20 protein-coding genes are annotated in these 20218 nt (G+C 76.1%); 9 read left to right on the top strand and 11 right to left on the bottom strand.

Annotation, left to right across the window (positions count from 1 at the left end):
- Positions 1-143: 143 nt before the first annotated feature.
- The 4 genes from MUU72_RS17280 to MUU72_RS17265 form a co-directional block, all read right to left on the bottom strand.
- Complete coding sequence (locus MUU72_RS17280) at positions 144-590, bottom strand: SH3 domain-containing protein (protein WP_248014172.1); 447 nt, start codon at positions 588-590, stop codon at positions 144-146.
- Positions 591-776: 186 nt separating this feature from the next.
- The gene (locus MUU72_RS17275) at positions 777-1541 is read right to left on the bottom strand and encodes a VOC family protein (protein WP_248014171.1); all 765 of its coding nucleotides are present in this window, start codon (positions 1539-1541) and stop codon (positions 777-779) included.
- A 121-nt stretch (positions 1542-1662) separates the two neighbouring features.
- Positions 1663-2826, bottom strand: a complete 1164-nt coding sequence (locus tag MUU72_RS17270) for an FAD-dependent oxidoreductase (protein WP_248014170.1) — start codon at positions 2824-2826, stop codon at positions 1663-1665.
- 103 nt (positions 2827-2929) lie between these two features.
- Complete coding sequence (locus tag MUU72_RS17265) at positions 2930-3709, bottom strand: class I SAM-dependent methyltransferase (RefSeq protein WP_248014169.1); 780 nt, start codon at positions 3707-3709, stop codon at positions 2930-2932.
- Between the two features lie 469 nt (positions 3710-4178).
- Between MUU72_RS17265 and MUU72_RS17260 the strand changes: the two genes are divergently transcribed.
- The 4 genes from MUU72_RS17260 (at position 4179) to ku (ending at position 9106) form a co-directional block, all read left to right on the top strand.
- Positions 4179-4415 (top strand): DUF5133 domain-containing protein, encoded by a 237-nt coding sequence (locus MUU72_RS17260; protein WP_308403830.1) that lies wholly within the window; start codon positions 4179-4181, stop codon positions 4413-4415.
- Between the two features lie 74 nt (positions 4416-4489).
- The gene (locus tag MUU72_RS17255) at positions 4490-5464 is read left to right on the top strand and encodes an LLM class F420-dependent oxidoreductase (RefSeq protein WP_248014168.1); all 975 of its coding nucleotides are present in this window, start codon (positions 4490-4492) and stop codon (positions 5462-5464) included.
- Complete coding sequence (locus MUU72_RS17250; protein ID WP_248014167.1) at positions 5461-7920, top strand: phosphoketolase family protein; 2460 nt, start codon at positions 5461-5463, stop codon at positions 7918-7920. The genes MUU72_RS17255 and MUU72_RS17250 overlap by 4 nt, the downstream gene beginning before the upstream one ends.
- 136 nt (positions 7921-8056) lie before the next feature.
- Positions 8057-9106, top strand: a complete 1050-nt coding sequence (ku, locus tag MUU72_RS17245; protein WP_248014166.1) for a non-homologous end joining protein Ku — start codon at positions 8057-8059, stop codon at positions 9104-9106.
- Between the two features lie 5 nt (positions 9107-9111).
- Here the strand turns inward: ku and MUU72_RS17240 are convergent, their stop codons facing one another.
- The 3 genes from MUU72_RS17240 to MUU72_RS17230 all read right to left on the bottom strand — a co-directional run bounded on the left by MUU72_RS17240 (position 9112) and on the right by MUU72_RS17230 (position 12329).
- The gene (locus MUU72_RS17240; protein WP_248014165.1) at positions 9112-10680 is read right to left on the bottom strand and encodes an alpha/beta hydrolase; all 1569 of its coding nucleotides are present in this window, start codon (positions 10678-10680) and stop codon (positions 9112-9114) included.
- Between the two features lie 388 nt (positions 10681-11068).
- Entirely contained in the window at positions 11069-11692 is a 624-nt protein-coding gene (locus tag MUU72_RS17235) for a dihydrofolate reductase family protein (protein ID WP_248014164.1), read from the bottom strand.
- A gap of 34 nt (positions 11693-11726) precedes the next feature.
- Complete coding sequence (locus tag MUU72_RS17230) at positions 11727-12329, bottom strand: TetR/AcrR family transcriptional regulator (RefSeq protein WP_248014163.1); 603 nt, start codon at positions 12327-12329, stop codon at positions 11727-11729.
- Between the two features lie 499 nt (positions 12330-12828).
- Here MUU72_RS17230 and dhaK point away from each other — a divergent pair, with 499 nt between their 5' ends.
- From dhaK to MUU72_RS17215, 3 genes are all read left to right on the top strand, one after another.
- Entirely contained in the window at positions 12829-13821 is a 993-nt protein-coding gene (gene dhaK, locus MUU72_RS17225) for a dihydroxyacetone kinase subunit DhaK (protein WP_248014162.1), read from the top strand.
- A 113-nt stretch (positions 13822-13934) separates the two neighbouring features.
- Positions 13935-14531 (top strand): dihydroxyacetone kinase subunit DhaL, encoded by a 597-nt coding sequence (dhaL, locus tag MUU72_RS17220; protein WP_248014228.1) that lies wholly within the window; start codon positions 13935-13937, stop codon positions 14529-14531.
- Positions 14528-14944 carry a PTS-dependent dihydroxyacetone kinase phosphotransferase subunit DhaM gene (locus MUU72_RS17215; protein WP_248014161.1) on the top strand — a complete coding sequence of 139 codons (417 nt, stop codon included), beginning with the start codon at positions 14528-14530 and terminating at the stop codon, positions 14942-14944. Before dhaL ends, MUU72_RS17215 begins: the two co-directional genes overlap by 4 nt.
- Positions 14945-14989: 45 nt before the next feature.
- Here the strand turns inward: MUU72_RS17215 and MUU72_RS17210 are convergent, their stop codons facing one another.
- Positions 14990-15808: an SAM-dependent methyltransferase gene (locus tag MUU72_RS17210; protein ID WP_248014160.1), complete on the bottom strand. Its 819-nt coding sequence runs from the start codon at positions 15806-15808 to the stop codon at positions 14990-14992.
- A 289-nt stretch (positions 15809-16097) separates the two neighbouring features.
- Here MUU72_RS17210 and MUU72_RS17205 point away from each other — a divergent pair, with 289 nt between their 5' ends.
- Both MUU72_RS17205 and MUU72_RS17200 read left to right on the top strand, forming a co-directional pair.
- A complete protein-coding gene (locus MUU72_RS17205) occupies positions 16098-16700 on the top strand; it encodes an RNA polymerase sigma factor (RefSeq protein ID WP_248014159.1) in 603 nt (200 codons plus the stop codon).
- A gap of 37 nt (positions 16701-16737) precedes the next feature.
- Positions 16738-17493, top strand: coding sequence for a hypothetical protein (locus MUU72_RS17200; protein WP_248014158.1), 756 nt, complete (start codon positions 16738-16740; stop codon positions 17491-17493).
- 161 nt (positions 17494-17654) lie between these two features.
- On the opposite strand, the gene MUU72_RS17195 is transcribed toward MUU72_RS17200, so the two are convergent.
- The 3 genes from MUU72_RS17195 to MUU72_RS17185 all read right to left on the bottom strand — a co-directional run bounded on the left by MUU72_RS17195 (position 17655) and on the right by MUU72_RS17185 (position 20189).
- Positions 17655-18065 carry an STAS domain-containing protein gene (locus MUU72_RS17195; protein WP_248014157.1) on the bottom strand — a complete coding sequence of 137 codons (411 nt, stop codon included), beginning with the start codon at positions 18063-18065 and terminating at the stop codon, positions 17655-17657.
- Positions 18066-18136: 71 nt separating this feature from the next.
- Positions 18137-18625, bottom strand: a complete 489-nt coding sequence (locus MUU72_RS17190) for an NUDIX hydrolase (protein WP_248014156.1) — start codon at positions 18623-18625, stop codon at positions 18137-18139.
- A gap of 19 nt (positions 18626-18644) precedes the next feature.
- A complete protein-coding gene (locus MUU72_RS17185) occupies positions 18645-20189 on the bottom strand; it encodes an ATP-dependent DNA ligase (RefSeq protein ID WP_248014155.1) in 1545 nt (514 codons plus the stop codon).
- Between the last annotated feature and the right edge of the window lie 29 nt (positions 20190-20218).

Here is a 20218-nt window from a genome sequence, read left to right as displayed (position 1 = left end):
AGAACGCGTTCCAGTAATCCGGAAGGGCGGCGGACGGCCGGGCGGCGGCGCGGCACGGCGCGGGGTGCGGCACGGCAAGGGCCCGGCGCGGCACCTGTCGGGTACCGTGCCGGGCCCGTCCGGACCCGCCGCGCCGGGCGGCCTCAGCCGGCGTACTTGGCGGCGTCGCCGGGCTGGACGCGGTTGCGCTGCACGTCCTTGCAGTACTTGACGTAGCCGGTGTTGGTGACGTGCTTGGCCGAGACCCAGGTCGACCGGTGCTCGCGGAGCAGGTACCAGACGTCGTTGCCGCGGATGTTCTGGGCGCGGACCTTGCAGACCAGGCCGACCTGGGTGCGGTTGCGGAGGTAGCCCCGCGGCGCGGAGTCCGTGCTGGGGTCCTGGCGCTCGTTCATCCCGCGGGCCGCGGTGACGGTGCCGTAGGGCTTGGCCGGGCCGGTCTGCGGCTGGGGGCGGGGCTGGGGCTGGGGTTTGGCCTGGGCCGGAGCCGCGACGAGCAGCGTCGCCCCCAGAGCGAGGGCCGTGGAGAGTGCGCCCGCACCGGCGGCGAGCTTCTTGCCTCGGGCCGCGAGGACCTCGGTCGTGGACATAGGGGTCTCCTGTTCTTGACGCGCGATGCCTTGACGCGCAATGCCACCCATTGGCGCGCTGCGGACATTACGCGCAAACCAGCCAGGAAATGTGGTGAAACGACGACCGGCGGCCGATCGTGTGATGCCGGCTGGGGCCGGTGGCGGAACGAAATCACCCGTCCCGCGGCGCGCCGGTGCGCGCGGTCAACCCTCCGTACCCGCCTGGTGGACGCCGAAGACGGCGCCCTGCGGATCGCGCACCATCGCGATCCGCGGGCCGTCCGGGACATCGGTCGGGGCCATCAGCAGCATCCCGCCGGACTCCGCGGCGCGGGCCGCGGTCCCGTCGACGGACGCCACCGCGAAGTACGGCAGCCAGTGCGGCCGGACGTCCTCCCGGTCGCGCGACTCCAGGGTGCACATCCCGCCGAAGTCGGCGCCCTCCAGGCCCCACTGCGCGTAGGCGCCCTGGGACCGGACGGTCCAGCCGAAGACCTCGGCGTAGAAGGAGACCGCGGCGTCCGGGTCGTCGGTGGCCAGCTCCACCCAGCCCAGCGAGCCGGGCCCGTTGAGCAGCTCGGCGCCGGGGAACGAGCGCGCCTGCCACAGGGCGAAGGCCGCGCCGGACGGATCGGCGAGCACCGCGAAGGTGCCCAGGTCGAACAGGTCCCGGGGGTCCACCAGGACGCTGCCGCCGGCCCGGGTGGCGGTCCGGACCAGCTCGTCGAGGTCGCGGGTGGCGAAGGTGACGGTCCAGGCCGTCGGCTGGCCCGGCGCGTACAGCGGGCTCGCCGCGGCGACCCGGTCGCCGTCCACGGAGAAGAGGGTGTACCCGCCGCTCTCCGGCCGCGGATCGGTCTCGGCGTGCCAGCCGAAGACCTCGCGGTAGTACACCGCCGCGGCCGGTACGTCCGAGGTGCCCAGCTCCACCCAGCAGGGCGCCCCGGGCGTGGGCTCTGTGATCTTCACGCGCTGCTCCGTCCTTGGCGCCGCGGCCGGGCGGCCCCGCGCGGGCCGCGCGGCGCCGGGCCTGTTCCGCTGCCGATCGTCCGACGGGCGGTGCGGGCCCGCAACCCGGCGCCGGACCGGCTCAGCGGCCGTGCGGGTGCGGCCGGCGGAGCCGGCGGCGGGCCGGGCGCGGGGCGTCCTGGGCGAAGGCGGCGGCCAGGTCGCGGGCGGCCGTCCCGGCGGCCGCGGCCGAGCGGGGGAACAGCGCCGCCTCGTACGCGCGGACGGCCTCGTCGGGGTCGGTCTGCCAGGTGTGCGCCTCGGCGAGGTGCCGGGCCAGTTCCCAGCCGTCGTACAGCGCGAGGTCGGCGCCCGGCCCGGAGAACGGCGTCATCAGGTGGGCGGCGTCGCCGAGCAGCGTCAGGCCCGGGGTGTGCGGCCAGGTGTGCGGCACCGGCAGGGCGAACAGCGGGCGGTCGGCGAACGGCTGGTCGCCGTCCCGGAGCAGCGCCCGCAGCCGCTCGTCCCAGCCGGTGAACCGGGCCAGCAGGACGGCCCGGACCGCCTCGGTGTCCGCGAGGGACACCCCGGCCTCGCGCGCCCAGTCCTGCGAGCCGCGCAGCGCCGCGTACACCCCGATCCGGCCGCCGGCCTCCCGCCGGGCGAGCAGGCCCTCGCGGCCGGACAGCGCGAGCAGGGTGCCGCGGCCGACGAGCTCGGCGGCGCCGGGGTGGCGGGTGTCCACGTCGTCCAGGGCGGTCTCGGCGTAGGACACCCCGGAGTGGTGCGGGGTGGCGTCGGAGAGCAGCGGGCGCACCCGGGACCACGTCCCGTCGGCGCCGATGACCAGGTCGAAGGCGGCGCTCCGGCCGTCGTCGAAGACCGCCTGGTGGCGGCCGCCGCCGCGCGGGTGCAGGGTCCGCAGGTAGGCGCCCCAGCGGACGGTGCCGGGCGCGAGCGCGGCCAGCAGCAGCCGGCGCAGCTCCCGCCGGCCGATGCCGCGGCGCTCGGCCGCCCCGGGGCCGGCGGCCTCCTCGCGCAGCACCTCGCCGGTGGGGGCGAGCAGCCGGGTCTCCGGTCCGGCGGGCCAGGAGGCGGCCCGGAACGCGTCCGCCAGCCCGGCCGCGCGCAGCGCCCGCCCGCCCGTGGCCCGCAGCTCCAGGGAGCCGCCGGGCGCCGGGCCCACCGGGCCGAGGTCGCGTTCCCAGACGGTGACCGGCACCCCGTACCGCTGGAGGATCCGGGCGCAGAGCAGTCCGCCGGGGCCGGCCCCGATGATCGCGATGCGGAACGTGGTGGGCGGCATGGCGCGGCGCTCCTCGTGCTCCTCGGTCCGCGGACCGTCTCGCTACCAGAGGAGCACAGTCACCCGCAAAGCGCGATCGGTGCCCGGCGCGGCCCCGGACCGGTCAGCCCGGGAGCGCCGTGAGCAGCACCAACGACCCTTCCAGGGCGGGCTGTTGGCGCAGTGCGCCGTACCGGGCGTCCCAGGTGCCGTCGGCCAGGTCGCGGCGCAGGGCGGCGGCGAAGCGCTCCCGGACCGGCGCGGCCACGAAACTCCACGCCGAGCACGCCTGGCGCGCCGCCGGGTCGAGCAGGCGCTCGGGCCGCCCGTAGTACGCCTCGTTGAAGCCGTCGGTGCAGTCGAACGGGACCGGCACCGGCGCCACGGTGACCGTGCCGCCCAGGGCGGACACCAGGTCGCCGAGCGCGGGGTAGCGGCGCGCCTCGGTGTCCAGGACCTCCGGGCAGTAGTCGTACAGCCAGAAGTCCCGCACCCGGTCCGGGTCGCAGGTCAGCACCACCACCGGGCCGCGCGCCACCCGGCGCAGCTCGCGCAGGCCGGCCGCCGGGTCGCTCCACTGGTGGACGCTGAAGGTGGTCAGCGCGGCGTCGAACGCGGCGTCGGGGAAGGGGAGTTGCTCGGCGACCGCGTCCACCGCGGGGGCCAGGTGGGCCGGCCGCTGGGCGCGCATCGCGGCGGACGGCTCGACGGGGGTGACCTCCCAGGGGCCCTCCTCGTACGACCCGGCGCCCGCGCCGACGTTCACGACCGTACGGGCGGCGCCGAGGGCTGCGTGGATCCGGGCGCCGATCCGGGGGTCGGGGCGGCGGTGGTCGCCGTACCCGCCGCCGACGGTCCCGTAGTCCACATCGCCGGCGCTGCCGTCCCGTGCACGTGCGTTCATGACGTGAACATATCAGCGGCGAGGGGCCGGAGGGCGGGGTTTGCCCGGAAGGGCGGCGGGCAGGCGGCGATCAGCGGAACGGCGCAGGATGGAACCACCCAGGAGGGAGGGCCACCGCCATGACCAGCGGTACGACGGACCACGGAACGGGGCCCGCGCCCAGGGACCCGCGACCGGTACCCCGCGACCCGGGGACGCCGGAGCCCGGTGCGGAGCCGGTGGAGGAGCCCGCGGCCGAGCCCGGCCCGGACCCCGTGCCCGAGGAGCCGCCGGGCGCCCGGCCGGGCGACCACCCGGCGCCCGAGCCACCGGACTGAGCCGGGCCGGTGCCGCCGCCCCCGGCCCCGCGGACCGTCCGGTTGCAGCGGCGCCACCCCCGGCGCAAGGTGAAAGCGATTCCGGTTCGGGCGCGTCGCGGACGTGCCGGCCGGCCCGCCCGGCACGCCGGGCCGATGTCGGGAGAGACGGCATGCTGCTGCCGGACAAGTCCGAGCTCGCCGCGCTGCTGCGGCGCTACCGCGTCTGGGAGCGGGTCGTGCTCGCCGACCCGCACGATCCGGCCGCCCGGCGCCGGCTGGAGGACCTCGCGTACACGCTGTGCGTCCTGATGGGCCGGCGCACCGTGCACGAGGCGATCATCGAGGCGGAGCACTACCTCGCGACCGCCCCGGCCGTCCCGCCGGCCGCCGAACGGCGCGAGAGCTGACCGGGCCGCCGCCCGGGCCGCGGCGGGCGGACGGCCGGCAACCACGCACATCACAAGCACAGGTGAGGGGCTCCATGGTGCGCATCGGATACACGATGATGACCGAGCAGGCAGGCCCCCGGGAGCTCGTCGGCCACGTGGTGGGCGCCGAGCGCGCCGGGTTCGACTTCTCGGTGACCTCCGACCACTACTTCCCGTGGCTGGCCTCCCAGGGCCACGCCCCGTACGCCTGGAGCGTGCTGGGCGCCGCGGCGCAGGCCACCGAGCGGATCCCGCTGATGACGTACGTGACCTGCCCGACCACCCGCTACCACCCCGCCGTGGTCGCCCAGAAGGCGGCGACCCTGCAACTGCTGTCCGGCGGGCGGTTCCGGCTCGGCCTGGGGTCGGGCGAGAACCTCAACGAGCACGTGGTGGGCGGCGGCTGGCCGCGCGCCTCGGTGCGGCTGGCGAAGCTGGCGGAGGCCATCGAGATCATCCGGGCGCTGTTCGCCGGCGGCGAGGTCACCCACCGCGGCCCGTACTACGAGGTGGCCGCGGCCAAGCTGTGGGACCTGCCCGACGAGCCGCCGCCGATCGGCGTCGCGGTCTCCGGCGACCGGTCCTGCGAGCTGGCCGGGCGCCTGGCCGACCTGGTGATCGCCACCGAGCCCAAGGCGGAGCTGCTGACCGCCTTCGACCGCCACGGCGGGTCCGGCAAGCCCCGGGTGGGCCAGCTGCCGGTCTGCTACGACCCCGACCGGAAGGCGGCCGTCGCCCGGGCGCACGACCAGTTCCGGTGGGCGCTGGGCGGCTGGGCGGTCAACTCCGAACTGCCGGGGACCGCGGCGTTCGCCACCGCGACGCAGACCGTGCGGCCGGAGGACGTCGCGGAGGCCATCCCGTGCGGCGACGACGTCGAGCGGTTCGTGGAGGCGGTACGGCCCTACGTGGACGCCGGATTCACCGAGGTGGCACTGGTCCAGATCGGCGGCGGCCACCAGGAACCGTTCCTGGAGTGGGCGGAGGCCAAGCTGCTGCCGGCGCTGCGCGAGCTGGGGAGCCGATGAGCGAGGTGCGGAAGACGGAGACCGGGACACAGACGGGGGCCGGGGCGGCGGTCCGGACCGCGCCGCCCCCCACGGCGGCGGGCGCGTCGCAGGCCGCGGCCCCGCTGGACGACGCGGAGCTGCGCGCCCTCGACGCGCACTGGCGGGCCGCCAACTACCTGTCCGCCGGGCAGATCTACCTGATGGCCAACCCGCTCCTGGAGGAGCCGCTGCGGCCCGAGCACATCAAGCCCCGGCTGCTGGGCCACTGGGGCACCTCCCCCGGCCTGAACCTCGTGCACACCCACCTCAACCGGGTCATCAAGGCCCGGGACCTGGACGCGCTGTGCGTGTGGGGGCCGGGCCACGGCGGGCCCGCGGTGCTGGCCAACTCCTGGCTGGAGGGCACCTACACCGAGACGTACCCGGACGTCACCCGGGACCGGGCCGGGATGGCGCGGCTGTTCCGGCAGTTCTCGTTCCCCGGCGGCGTGCCCAGCCACATCGCGCCGGAGACCCCGGGCTCGATCCACGAGGGCGGGGAGCTGGGCTACTCCCTCGCGCACGCCTACGGGGCGGCCTTCGACAACCCGGAGCTGCTGGTCGCCTGCGTGATCGGCGACGGCGAGGCGGAGACCGGGCCGCTGGCCGCGTCCTGGCACGGCACCACCTTCCTCGATCCGGTGCACGACGGCGCGGTGCTGCCGATCCTGCACCTCAACGGCTACAAGATCGCCAACCCGACGGTGCCGGCCCGGATGCCCGAGGACCAGCTGGACGCGCTGCTGCGCGGCTCCGGCCACGAGCCGCTGCACGTCACCGGCGACGACCCGGCCGAGGTCCACCAGGCGTTCGCCGCCGCCATGGACCGGGCGCTGGACCGGATCGCGGCCATCCAGCGGCGGGCCCGCGTCGAGGGCGACCGCACCCGCGCGCACTGGCCGGCGATCGTGCTGCGCACCCCCAAGGGCTGGACCGGGCCGCACGAGGTCGACGGGCAGCCCGTGGAGGGCACCTGGCGCGCCCACCAGGTGCCGCTGTCCGGCGTGCGGGACCACGCCGACCACCGGCACCAGCTGGAGCGGTGGCTGCGCTCGTACCGTCCCGAGGAGCTGTTCGACGAGGCCGGGCGGCCGCGTCCGGAGGTGCTGGCGTGCGTGCCCCGCGGCCGGCGCCGGCTGGGCGCCACACCGCACGCCAACGGCGGGCTGCTGCTGCGGGAGCTCCCGCTGCCGCCGCTGGAGCGGCACACGGTGGACGTCGCCCGGCCCGGCGCCGCCGCGCACGAGCCGACCCGGGTGCTCGGCGGGCTGCTCGCCGACGTCATGTCGGCCACCGCCGAGCGCCGCGACTTCCGCCTCGTCGGCCCCGACGAGACCGCCTCGAACCGGCTGGACGCGGTCTACGGCGCCACCGCCAAGGCGTGGCAGGCCGCGACGCTGCCCACCGACGAGCACCTCGCGCACGACGGCCGGGTGCTGGAGGTGCTCTCCGAGCACCTGTGCCAGGGCTGGCTGGAGGGCTATCTGCTCACCGGCCGGCACGGGCTGTTCTCCTGCTACGAGGCGTTCGCGCACCTCGTCGACTCGATGGTCAACCAGCACATCAAGTGGCTGCGGACCGCCCGCCGGCTGCCCTGGCGGCGCCCCATCGCCTCCCTGAACTACCTGCTCACCTCGCACGTCTGGCGCCAGGACCACAACGGCTTCTCGCACCAGGACCCCGGCTTCGTGGACCACGTCCTCAACAAGAGCCCCGAGGTCGTCCGGGTCTACCTGCCGCCGGACACCAACACCCTGCTGTCGGTGGCCGACCACGCGCTGCGCAGCCGCGACTACGTCAACGTGATCGTGGCCGGCAAGCAGCCGTGCTTCGACTGGCTGACCCTGGACCAGGCCCGCGCGCACTGCGCCCGCGGCGCCGGGGCCTGGGAGTGGGCGGGCACCGAGGACGGCACCCGGGAGCCGGACGTGGTGCTGGCGTGCGCCGGGGACGTGCCCACGCAGGAGACGCTGGCCGCCGCGGAGCTGCTGCGCCGCCATCTGCCGGAGCTGGCGGTGCGGGTGGTCAACGTCGTCGACATGGCCCGGCTGCTGCCGGCCGAGGCCCATCCGCACGGGATGCCGGACGCCGAGTACGACGCCCTGTTCACCCGCGACAAGCCGGTGATCTTCGCGTACCACGGCTACCCGTGGCTGATCCACCGGCTCGCCTACCGCCGCACCGGCCACCCGAACCTGCACGTCCGCGGCTACCGCGAGGAGGGCACCACCACCACGCCCTTCGACATGGTCGTCCGCAACGACCTGGACCGCTACCGGCTGGTCATGGACGTGGTGGACCGGGTGCCCGGACTCGGCGTCCGGGCGGTGGCGCTGCGGCAGGCGATGGCGGACGCCCGGACCCGCCACCACGACTGGATCCGGGAGCACGGCACGGACCTGCCGGAGGTAGCGGAGTGGACCTGGACCGGCTGAGCGCCGGGGCGGGCCGGCCCGGATGACCCGGTCGGCCCAGCGGGCCGGGGCCCGGCGCCCCTACGGCAGGCGGGGCCCCGGCGGCCGGACCTAGCATGGGACGCGGCACCGCACCGCACCCGTGAAGGCGGCTCCCATGCGCCCCACCGCGAAGTTCTCCATCAGCTTCGGCCTGGTCACGATCCCGGTCGCCGCCTACAACGCCACGGACTCCGCCGCCTCGGTGAGCTTCGTGCGGATCCACACCGCGGACGGCGGGCGGGTGCGCAACCAGCCGGTGTGCTCCCTGGAGGGCACCGAGGTCGCCCCCGACGAGATCGGGCGCGGCTACCGCACCGAGGACGACGCGGTGGTCCCGCTGAGCGACCAGGACCTGGACGCGCTGCCGCTGCCGACCGCGAAGACGCTGACCATCCTGGCGTTCGTGGCCGGCGGCGACATCGACCCGCTCCAGATGGGCAAGGGCTACTACCTGGGCGTGGACGGCCCGGCGGCGGCCAAGCCGTACGCGCTGCTGCGGGACGCCATGGAGCGGCACCAGCGGGTGGGGCTGGGGAAGATCGCGCTGCACGGGCGGGAGACGCTGGCCATGCTGCGGCCGGTGGAGGGGGTGCTGGTGATGCAGGTGCTGCTGTGGCCGCACCAGATCCGCCCGATGACCGGGGTCCTCCCCGAGCGCGAGGTGAAGGTCGCCGCCAACGAGGTGCGGGCCGCCGAGACGCTGATGGACTCGTTCGGCGAGCTGTCCGAGGAGGATGTGCACGATCACTACCGGGAGGCCCTGGAGGAGATCGTGGCGGCCAAACTCGCCGACCGGGAGCCGGAGTTCGAGACCGTCCGGGAGCAGCCGGCGGGGCAGGTCATGGACCTGATGGCGGCCCTCCAGGACAGCGTGCGGGCCGCGAAGCGGGCCCGCGGCGAACCGGCGGAGGAGGCCGGGGACAGCGAGGAGGCCGGGGAGGCCGCGGGCGCGGGCGGCGGTGCCCGGCGGTCCGGCCGTGCGGCGGCGAGGACCGCCCCGGCCCGGAAGACCACCGCGGGCGGGAAGACCACCGCGGGCGGGAAGACGGCGGCCCGGAAGACCGCGGGGTCCGGGACCGGCGGGCAGGCGGCGGGGTCGGCGTCGGCGAAGAAGGGCGCCGCGGCCGGGAAGAAGACCGCCGGCCGCGGGCGGAAGGCCGGCTGACCCGGTCAGCGGCAGCCGCTGCCGCCCGGCGGCGCCACCCCGTCCAGCAGGAACGCGTCCACCTTCTGCCGTACGCAGACGTCGCCGGACGGGTACGCGGCGTGCCCCTGGCCGTGGTAGGTCAGCACCACGCTGGAATTGCCCAGCGCCCGGGCCATGTTGGCGGCGCCCTGGTAGGGGGTGGCCGGGTCGTCGGTGGTGGCGACGAGCAGCGCGGGCGGCGCGTCGTGGGCGGCCACGTTCCGGGAGGTGTCGTCGCCGGGCACCGGCCAGTGGTAGCAGTCCAGCAGGGTGGGGGCGATGTCCGGGCCGAACAGCGGGGAGGCCGCGGTGAGTTCGCGCACGGCGCGGGGGTAGTCGGCGGGGCCGTAGCGCTCGGAGGTGTCCCGGCAGCTGATCGCCCGCAGGGCCAGCTGGTCCTGGGAGGGCATCGCCTCGGTGGCGCTGCCCTCCGCGGTCCCGGCCGCGCTGCCGCCCCCGCCGCTGAGCTGGAGGATCCCGCCGGCGTCCCCGGACAGCAGCCGCGCCAGCGCGTCCCGCAGCGCGGGCCAGCTGCCCCGGCTGTAGAGGGCCTCCCGCAGGGCGTAGGCGTAGGTCGTGCCGTCCACGTCGGTGCCGTTCGCCCGCGCCGGGTGGGCGTTCAGCTTCCCGTACCAGGCGGTCAGCTGGTGCTCCACGGAGGTGGTGTCGCCGCTGAGCGGGCAGCCGTTGCGCGCGCAGTCGGCGGCGAAGTCGTCCAGCACCCGCTGGAAGCCGCGCGCCTGGTCCACGGCGGTCTGCCAGGTGTTCCGGGTCGGGTCCTCGACGCTGTCCAGGACCATCCGGCCGGTGGTGCGGGGGAAGGTGTGCGCGTATACCGAGCCGAGCCGGGTGCCGTACGAGAAGCCCAGGTAGCTGAGCTTGGGGTCGCCGGTCGCGGACCGCAGCACGTCCATGTCGCGGGCGGCGTCGGGGGTGCCGACCCAGGGCAGCAGGGGGCCGGAGTAGCGGCCGCACGCCTCGTTGATGCGCTGCTGGTTCGCGGCGAGCGCGGCGGCGCCCTGGCCGCCGGCCGGGGTGAAGCTCTTGCCGCAGTTGATCGGGTCGGTGTGGCCGGTGCCGCGCGGATCGAAGCTCACCAGGTCGTAGCGCTGTCCGAGGCCGGCGAAGGTGGCGCTGTTGGCGAGCAGGTAGTCGACGCCGGAGTCGCCGGGACCGCCGGGGTTGATGACCAGCGAGCCGAGCCGCTTGCCGGGACCGGTCGCGGGCAGCCGGACGAGCTGGACGCGCAGCGTGCCGCGGTCGGGGTGGCGGTAGTCGCGCGGCACCTCCAGCCGGGCGCACTGGAACCGGCCCGCGGAGCCGGGCGGCGGCGCGGCGCCGGGCGGGGCCGGGGACCCGGAGCCGGCCGTACCGGTGCCGCCGAAGCCCGCCGGGCAGGTCTGCCAGGCCGGGTGCTGGCCGTAGAAGCGGGTCAGGTCCGGTCCGCCGGGGGCGGAGGGCGCCGGGGCCGCCCGGACCGCCGGGGCCCCCGCCAGGGCGCCGGCCAGCGCACCCGCCGCCAGCACCGCGAGGGCTCCGCGAACACCCGGCATACCCCGAGCGTAGGACCGCGGCACCGGCCGGGCATCCGGACCCCGCGGCGGCCCGGCCGCGGCACTCCCCCGCCGTGCGCCGCCCCCGGGCCCGCCCGGCCGCGCGCCGCCGGCCGCCCTGCTCGGGGCGCCAGTCGAAGGGGAAGTGCTTGCTCGACCCGCCGCGGTACGGCCGGGAGAAGGCGAACCCCTCGGCCCGGTCGTCCCGTACCACGCCCCAGGTCGCGACCTGCCCCGGCCCGACCAGGTCAGGGTGATCCAGCACGCCCGCCATATACCCCCTGGGGGTACTGGCCAGCACACGGCGGAGCATAGCAACCAATACCCCGGGGGTAGCTGTTGCCCGGCTCCCACGGCGCTCCGGCTTCCCTCCTCCTGCGCGCGGCGGTCACCTGCCGCCGGCGTCCGGTGCCGCGGCGCCGGGCCGCCGGTCGTAGGTGAGGAAGGCCGCTCCGCTCGGGAGGACGGTGTGGTCGGCGAGCCCCCAGGCAGCGGGCGAGAACGGCGCCTGCCGGCCGAACAGGGGTATGCCGGAACCGATGGTGAGCGGACTGAGCTTGACGATCAGCCGGTCGATCTCCCCGTAGAGGGCACCGGCCAGCTCCCCGCCGCCGACGAGCCAGATGTCCTTGCCCGCACCCCGCTTCAACTCCCGTACGGCCGCGACCGGATCGCCGCCCACGACCTCGACAGCGGGGTCCGGGCTCTCGGTGAGCGTCCGGGAGAAGACCACGTGGGTGAGGTGCGGGTAGGCGTCGGTGACGCCGGCATCGAGGCCGACCTGGTAGCTCCGGCGCCCCTCGACGACGGTGTCGAAGCGGGTGCCCTCGGCGGTGACGCCGAGCGCGGCCCGGGCCGGTCCGGGAAGGGTCTCGGGGTACTCCTCGATGAGGTGCTGGAGGTAGTCCTCGGCGGGCGTCCAGAAGCCGCCGGGGCCGGAGGGGTCGGAGCCGTCGGGACCGGCGATGGAGCCGTCGAGCGTGACGGCGACGAGGTACACGAGCTTGCGCACAGCGGATTCCTTGCTCTGCGCCCGCGCGCCGGGGTCAGACCCCGGGGGCGGACGGCGGGTTGACGGACGGAGCGAGGATCCGCTCCACGGCACGGTCGATCAGTTCCTCGCGCCGGCCGGCGGGGATGACGTCGGGCAGCGTGAGCTGCTCGACGATCAGCCAGTTGACGGCGAGGTGGAGCAGCAGGACGGCGGTCGGGTCGCCGGGCAGGCCCGCGGCCACGTGCCGGGCGACGTTCTCGTCGAGGTCGGCGCGGACCCGCTCGGTGAGCAGCCGGCGCAACTCCGGCCGCCGCAGGGCCTCCAGGCGGAGTTCCAGCATCGCCACGTAACCGGAGCGGAAGGCGGTGACCCGGCCGATGGTCTCGCGCAGCATCGCGGCGTACGACGCGGTGTCCCGCACCCCCGCGAAGGCGCGGGCCAGTTCGGCCTCGCCGGGCCGGAGCCGTTCGTAGACCCGGGCGCCGGTCTGGACGAGCAGGTCGTCACGGTTGCGGAAGTAGTTGGTCGCGGTGCCCAGGGGCACCGCCGCCTCCTTGTCGACCGCCCGCTGGGTCAGGCCGCGCGAGCCCTCGCGGGCGAGCAGCTCGATGGCGGCGTCGAGCAGCGCGGCCCGGCGGGCCGGATTCTGGCGCATCGCAGGCTCCTCGGGACCGGGTGGATGAGCACGGGGAGAAGCAAAGCACGGCGGGTGAAGTACGTCAATCGAAGTGGTCAGGTTCCCCGGAGCACGCCGCCGTCGCGGCGCCACCGTTCAGGTGAAGGGCGCGGGGTCCGGCGGGCCAGTGCACGGGCGCCCGGGGCGGCGGACGGCCCGCGGGGGGTGCGGGCGGGCGCGCGCCGCGGCGCGTGCGCCGCAGCATCGCCCCGTGCGCAACCGATACCGGCGGGGCCGCCGCGCGGCGCTGCACACCGCGGTGCCCGGCCCGATACTTGACCCCCCGAAGACCCCACGCAGGAAGGTCACCCGATTGGCTGATAGTCGGTCAGGGAAGGCAGCAACGAGTCGGCGTCGGTACCGCCGGAATCCACCGTGCGGCACCGGGGACCACCCGGTCCGGCGGTCCGCGGGACCGGCACCGGCCCGGTAGAACGCCGGTCCCAGCGCTGCTTGCCGAGCTCACCAGGAGGTACCCGTGAAAATGCTCATCAACGTCCCCGAGACCGTGGTCGCGGATGCGCTGCGCGGGATGGCCGCGGCACATCCGGAGCTGGTGGTGGATGTGGAGAACCGGGTCGTCGTACGGCGGGACGCGCCGGTGGCCGGAAAGGTGGCCCTGCTCTCCGGCGGGGGCAGCGGGCACGAGCCGCTGCACGGCGGGTTCGTGGGCCCCGGGATGCTGGACGCGGCGTGTCCGGGCGAGGTGTTCACCTCGCCGGTGCCCGATCAGATGGTGCGGGCCGCGGCGGCGGTGGACAGCGGGCGCGGCGTGCTGTTCGTGGTGAAGAACTACACCGGCGACGTGCTGAACTTCCGGATGGCGGCGGAGCTGGCCGAGGACGAGGGGGTGCAGGTCGCCACCGTGCTGGTGGACGACGACGTGGCGGTGACCGATTCGACGTTCACCGCCGGGCGGCGCGGCACCGGCGCCACGCTCTTCGTCGAGAAGATCGCGGGAGCGGCCGCGGAGGAGGGCATGCCGCTGGAGCGGGTGGAGGCGCTGGCCCGGCAGGTGGTGGCGGGCTCGCGCAGCTTCGGGGTGGCGCTGAGTGCCTGCTCGACGCCCGCCAAGGGCGGACCGACGTTCGAACTCCCCGACGGCCAGCTGGAGTTGGGGGTGGGCATCCATGGCGAGCCGGGGCGGGAGCGGCGCGGCATGATGACCTCCCGGGAGATCGCCGAGGTGGCGCTGGAAGCGGTGCTGGAGGACCTCCCGCCGCGGCTCCCGGTGCTGGTGCTGGTGAACGGGGCTGGGGCGACCCCGCTGCTGGAGCTGTACGGCTTCGCCGCGGAGGTGCACCGGGTGCTCGACGAGCGCCGGGTACCGGTCGCCCGTACGTTGGTGGGGAACTATGTGACCTCGCTGGACATGGCCGGCTGCTCGGTGACGCTGTGTCAGGCCGACGAGGAACTGCTGCGGTTGTGGGACGCCCCGGTGCAGACGGCCGGGTTGCGGTGGGGGCGGTAGCGGTGGCGGGGCGCACCGTGGAAAGCCGTTGGGAAGCGGCCGGCGGAACGGTTCCGGCCGGCGGACGTCAGGGCTCGGGGCCGGTTGTGCAGAGGGGTGATGGTGTGGACGCGGTGCTGGACGGCGGGTTCGTGGTGCGGTGGCTGACCGCCGCGGCGGGACTGGTGGAGCGGGAGGCGGAGCGGCTCACGGAGCTGGACTCGGCCATCGGGGACGCCGACCACGGGGCCAATATGCAGCGGGGGTTCGCCGCCGTGGTGAAGACGGTGGACACCCGGCCCCCCGGGACACCGGGGGCGGTACTGATAGCCGCCGGGCGGCAGTTGATCTCGACGGTGGGCGGGGCCTCCGGACCGCTGTACGGGACGCTGCTGCGGCGGGCCGGGAAGAGCCTGGGCGAGGCCCCGCAGGTGACGGTCGGCGAACTACAGACCGCGCTGCGGGCCGGTGTGAAGTCCGTCCAGGAGCTGGGCGGCTCGGCGCCGGGCGACAAGACCATGCTGGACGCGCTGGTGCCGGGCGTGGAAGCGCTGGCGACCTCCTTCGAGGCGGCCGCCGGGGCGGCGGAGCAGGGGGCGCGGGACACCGTGCCGATGCTCGCCAGGAAGGGTCGGGCCAGCTACCTCGGTGAGCGGAGCATCGGGCACCAGGACCCGGGCGCGACCTCGTCGGCCCTGCTGTTCGCGGCGCTCGCGGAGGCGGCCCGATGAGCGCCGGGGAGGCCCTGGTCGGCGTGGTGCTGGTGTCGCACAGCAAGGCGGTCGCCGAGTCGGTGGCGGCCCTGGCGGCCGGGCTGGCCGGGGACGGCGGCGCGAAGGTGCCGCTGGCGGCGGCCGGCGGCACACCGGACGGCGGGCTGGGGACGAGTTCCGAGCTGATCGCGGCCGCGGCCCGGGAGGTGGACCGCGGGGCGGGGGTGGCGCTGCTGGTCGACCTCGGCAGTGCGGTGCTGACCGTGAAGGCGATGGTCGCCGAGGGCGACGAACTCCCGGAGGACTCCCGGCTGCTGGACGCGCCGTTCGTGGAGGGGGCGGTGGCCGCGGTGGTCACCGCCTCGACCGGGGCCGACCTGGCGGCGGTCGCGGCGGCGGCCGGGGAGGCGTACGACTACCGCAAGGAGTGAGCGCCGCCCGCCCCGGCGCCGGGACCGCGGTGGCGGTGCCCGGCGTCAGGGCTTGCGGGCGACGGCGGCGTAGCAGGCGGCCTCGGCGTCGGTGACGTGGCCGGCGTCCTCGGGGTGGTCGGGGCGCCAGTGGTGGGAGAGGGTGACGCCGGGGTCGAGGAGTTCCCAGCCGTCGAAGAAGCGCAGGAACTCCGCGCGGGTGCGGAACTCCAGGGCGGTGCCGGCCTCCCGGTAGATCCGGGCGACCTCGTGCATCGCCTCGGGGCTGAGGTCAGCGGTGGCGTGGGTCATCGCCAGGGTGCTGCCGCTGGGCAGGGCGGCCTTGAGGGTCTCCACGACGGTGTGCGCGCGGTCCCGGCCGTCGTCGGTGACGAAGTGCATCAGCGCGTTCAGGCTCAGCGCGACCGGGCGGGTCAGGTCGAGGGTGGCGCGCAGCTGCGGTGCGGCCAGGAGGGCGCCGGGGTCGGTGACGTCGGCCGGGACGTAGGCGGTCCGGCCCTCGGGGGTACCGCGCAGCAGGGCGGCGGCATGGGCCAGGACGATGGGGTCGTTGTCGGTGTAGACGACCCGGGCCCCGGGGGCGACGCCCTGGGCGATCTCGTGGAGGTTGGGCGAGGTGGGGATGCCGGTGCCGATGTCGAGGAACTGGCGCAGGCCGGCGGCGGCCAGGTGCCGGGTGGCGCGGTGCATGAACGCGCGGTTGGTGCGCGCGGCCACCAGGGCGGCCGGGAAGACGCCCAGCACCCGGCCGGCGGCGAGCCGGTCGGCCAGGAAGTTGGTCTTGCCGCCGAGCAGGTAGTCGTAGATCCGGGCCGAGTGCGCCCGGTCCAGTTGCAGGTCCACCACGGGCCCGTGTCCGCTCACCGCACCGCCTCCCACCGTGGGCCGTTGCCCCGTCAGAGGGAACTGCCCGGTGGCCGCGGCTTCATGCGCCGGGCGCCCGCCGGGTGTGCCGGGGCGGCCGCGCGGGCGTGGCCGGATCCGGGCGACGGGTAGTCATATGAATACGGAGCGCAGGATTATTTGCGGAGCGGTGCCACAAAACGGCGCGGTGTCCTGTTCATTGGAAGGTGAGGGCGCACGGTCCTCCCGGCGCGGTCACCGCACACGGTGGCGCCGCGGCGGTGCACCGCGAGCGGAACGAGGACGGCGCGTGAGCGAAGACCGGGACCGACGCCTGCCGACCGGGGAGCCGGCCCGCGCCGCCACCGCGGAGATAGCCGTCGGCCCGCAGGAATCGGGGCGGCGGCTGACGCTCACCTTCGAGGCGTTCTGGGCCACCCACGCCGGCAAGTGGCTCGCCTACGCCTATCTGCACACCGGCGGCCGCGAGGCCGCCCGCGAGGTGGCCCGGGCCGCGTACGAGCGGCTGCGGCGGGTGTGGCCGCACGCGCTGCGGCAGGCGTCGGTGGAGGCGTACGCCTGGGCGGTGCTCAAGGAAGAGGTCATGGAGTGGCTCTACGACCGGCGGCAGCCGACCGCGCTCACCGGGACCGCCGCCTTCGCCGTCGTCACCCACGCGCTGCTGCGCGAGTGCCAGCAGCAGTTCGCGATGCTGGAGAGCCAGTTGGGGCTGTACGCGGCGATCTCCCGGCTGCCGGAGCGGCAGTGCGACGTGATCGTGCTGCGGCACGTCATCGGCTACGGCGACGCGCAGATCGCCGCGCTGCTGGGGGTGGACGAGGTGACCGTGCGCTCGTACGCGAGCCGGGGCAGGCGGAAACTGGCCGCCGCGCTCGGCATCGACCAGGGATGACCGGCCCGGACGGGGCCCGGAGGAGGGGGAGCGGACGATGACGGGACCGGACGGACCGGCGGCCGGGCCGGCGGGCGGACGGCGGGAGACGGTCGAGACGCTGCTCAGCGCCGCCGCGGCGGTGGCCGGAATCGGCGGGCTGGCGGATTTCGGCGCCCTGGACGCCACCGGCGCGCTCGACGGGCTGGGCCGGGAGACGCCGGCCGCCGGGCCGGTGGACCCGGCGGCACTGCGGCCCGGGCGGCCCGCGCCCAGCGGCTATCCCACCGCGCGGGACGAGGCGACGCACGAACTGGCGCTGGCGTGTGCGCTGGTGGTCAACGCGGCGGCGGCCGCGGCGAGTCTGGAGCGGCTGGTGGACGACCACCGCATCGACCCGGAGGGCGCGCTGGTCTTCGGCTGCCTGCTGCACATCGCCGGCCGGGACGGGGCGGCGCGCTTCTGGTGGCACTTCGGCGCCGGGGCCGGCAGCCGGACCGCCGCGTACTGCCTGTATCTGGCGCACCGCCGGGACGGGGAGTTCCGCGACGCGGCCTACTGGCGCGGACAGGCGGCGCACGGGCCCGGCGAGGAGCCGCGGGCGCCGGTGGCGTGGGACGAGCGGCAGCTGCTGCCGGACGAGGCGCGGCACAACCTCCTCGTGCAGTGGCACAGCGGGCTGGCGCCGAGCCTGCCGGCCGCGCTGGAGCAGGTGATCAATCAGCTGGTGGTGGACGGCGACGACGAGGACTTCGGCGCCATCCCCCGCCCGTCGCCCACGCTGGTGGCGGACCTGGGGCGCGCGTTCCGCTGACACAGGACCGCGCGGGGCGGCACCGGGCGATCGCGGTGCCGCGCCGCCGCACGCGGCACAGGGGGGCCGGTGTCCGCCGCCGGCCGCCGCGAGGGGCTACCGGAACGTCACACTCAGGAGTAACGTGCGCCCGCCGGCGACCCGTCCCCCGCAGGCGTGAGTCAGTCGGCGGGGCCGTCGCCGGCGGCCGGCGGCCAGGCCGGGCGGCAGCCGTCCGGCACCGCGGCCAGGGCGTGGCCGACCGTCGGGTAGCAGGAGAAGACGCCCAGCGACTGCGTGCCGACCAGCAGCTTGTGCATCCGGCCGCCCAGGGACGCCAGCAGCAGCCGGCCCTCCAGGCGCCGGCACAGCCACTCCAGGGCGAGCAGGCAGCTCAGGCCGCGGGAGTCGCAGAACCGCAGGGCGGTCAGGTCGAGCACCAGGAAGCGGTGGCCGGCCGAGACGATCGACCGCGCCTCGGCGAGGAAGTCCTGCTCGGTGCGGAGGTCCAGCTCCCCGCTGACCCGCAGCACCGCGCACTCGTCCTCCTGGACGAGTGCGGTGACCGCCAATGACCGCATTTCCGAGCTCATGCCGTCCAGCCTAAGCACCTCCTCCGGTGGCACCAGCGGGGCGGCCGGGGCGGTACCGGTGCCCGGCCGGGTCAGCCGCCGCGTCCCGACCCGCCGGCCAGGACGTCCGCCAGCCGGTCCAGGAACGCCACCTGCGCCGTGACCAGCCGCTCCCGGGCCCGCTGTGGCGTGCACCACGCCACCCGGTCGATCTCCGGAAAGCTGCGCACCACCCCGGAGCCGCGCGGCCACTCCGTCTCGAACGTGCCGGGTGCGATCCGGTCCGGGTCGAGGTCGCCCGCCACCGCCCAGACGGTGACGACCTTCCCACCGGCCTGGCGGACGTCCCCCAGCGGCACGTACCGGCCGTCCGGCGGCGGGACGCCCAGCTCCTCGGCGAACTCCCGCCGGGCGGCGGCCAGCGGCTCCTCGGGCGGCCGGTACTCGCCCTTGGGCACCGACCAGGCACCGGCGTCCCGGCGGGCCCACAGCGGCCCGCCCATGTGCGCCAGCAGCACCTCGGTGGCGCCGTCCGCGCCGCGGCGGTGCAGCAGCAGTCCGGCGCTGCGCTTCCCGGCCATCGCGGCCCTCCCTCCGCTCTCAGTCCGGTACCCCGTGCGCGGCGCGCACGGTGTCGAGGGTGTCGGCCTCCGCGGCCGTCTTGTCCTCCCGGTAGCGCACCACGCGGGCGAACCGGAGGGTGATGCCGGCCGGGTAGCGCGGGGAGGTCTGGAGCCCGTCGTAGGCGATCTCCACGACCAGTTCGGGCCGCACCGTCACCACGTGCCCGTCGTCGGCCACCGCCAACTCCCGCAGGCGGGCGGTCTGCCAGTCGAGGGTGGCGTCGGTGAGCCCCTTGAAGGTCTTGCCCAGCATGGCGAAGCCGCCGTCCGGCCGGCGCGCCCCGAGGTGGAGGTTGGAGAGCTTGCCGGTGCGGCGGCCGTGCCCCCACTCGGCCGCCAGCACCACCAGGTCCAGGGTGTGGACGGGTTTGACCTTGAGCCAGGCGGCGCCCCGGCGGCCCGCGCTGTAGGGCGCGTCGAGCGCCTTGACCACGACGCCCTCGTGGCCGCGGCGCAGGGTGCGCGCGAAGAACTCCGCGGCGGCGGCCCGCTCCCCCGGGTCGTCCGGGTCCGCGACGACGTGGCGGCGCACCCGGGCCGGCTCCGGTACCAGGGCGGCCAGTTCGGCGTGCCGCCGTTCGCCGGGCAGGTCCAGCAGCGCGCGGTCGCCGACGGCGAGCAGGTCGAAGAAGACCGGGGTCAGCGGGAGCGCGGCCCGGGCCGCGGCGACGTCCGTACGGGAGCCGAACCGCCCGGCGACCCGCTGGAACGGCACCGGCCGGCCGTCCGCGTCCAGCCCGATCACCTCGCCGTCCAGGACGAACCGCTCGGCGGGCAGCTCCCGGGCCAGCGCGGCGACCTCGGGCAGCCGGGCGGTGACCTCGTCGAGGGTGCGGGTGTGGATCCGCACGTCCGGGCCGTCGCGGTGCACCTGCACCCGGATGCCGTCGAGCTTCTCCTCCACCGCGCAGCGGCCGAGCCGGTCGAGGGCGTCCTCGACGGAGGCGGCGGTCCGGGCGAGCATCGGGCCGACCGGCCGCCCGACGCTGAGCCGGACCCCGGCCAGCGCCGCCGGGCCGCGGGCGAGCAGGTCGCGGGCGACGCCGGGCAGCGAGCCGGTGAGCATCACGGCGCGCCGGACCTCGTCGGGGGGCGCGCCGGTGGCGGCGGCGACCCCTTCCGCGGCGAGCGCGTCCAGGGCGCCCTGGCGGACCTCGCCGGTCAGCAGGCCGGTCAGGAAGCGCTGCTCGGGGGCGGTGGCGGCGGCCAGCAGCTCCCGGACCCGGCGCCGCCGCTCGGCCTGGGCGCCGGGCCCGGCGACACCGGCCAGGCCGGTCAGTGCGGTGTCCACCTCGCGGACGGTGAGGGTGGCCCGGCCGGCCGGCGGCGGCGGTTCGCGCAGCGCGCTCCAGCCGACGCCGATCCGGCCCTGGGGCAGCCGGCCGGCCAGGTAGGGGATGACGACCGGGGCGTCGTCGGGGTCGGCGGCCCGGAACAGGTCGGCCAGCAGTGCGGTCTTCCGCGACCGGGCCGAGGTGGCGGCGACCTCCGCGGACACCTGTGCGAGAGCGGCGAGCAGCATACGGTCATCCTGCCCCCGCACGCCCGCGA

Origin of the sequence: Streptomyces rhizoryzae (genome assembly GCF_023155275.1) — a bacterium.
In the GTDB taxonomy this organism is placed as follows: domain Bacteria; phylum Actinomycetota; class Actinomycetes; order Streptomycetales; family Streptomycetaceae; genus Streptomyces; species Streptomyces rhizoryzae.
Note: the sequence above shows the minus strand (reverse complement) of the source record. Positions and strands in the feature narration are given on the sequence as shown.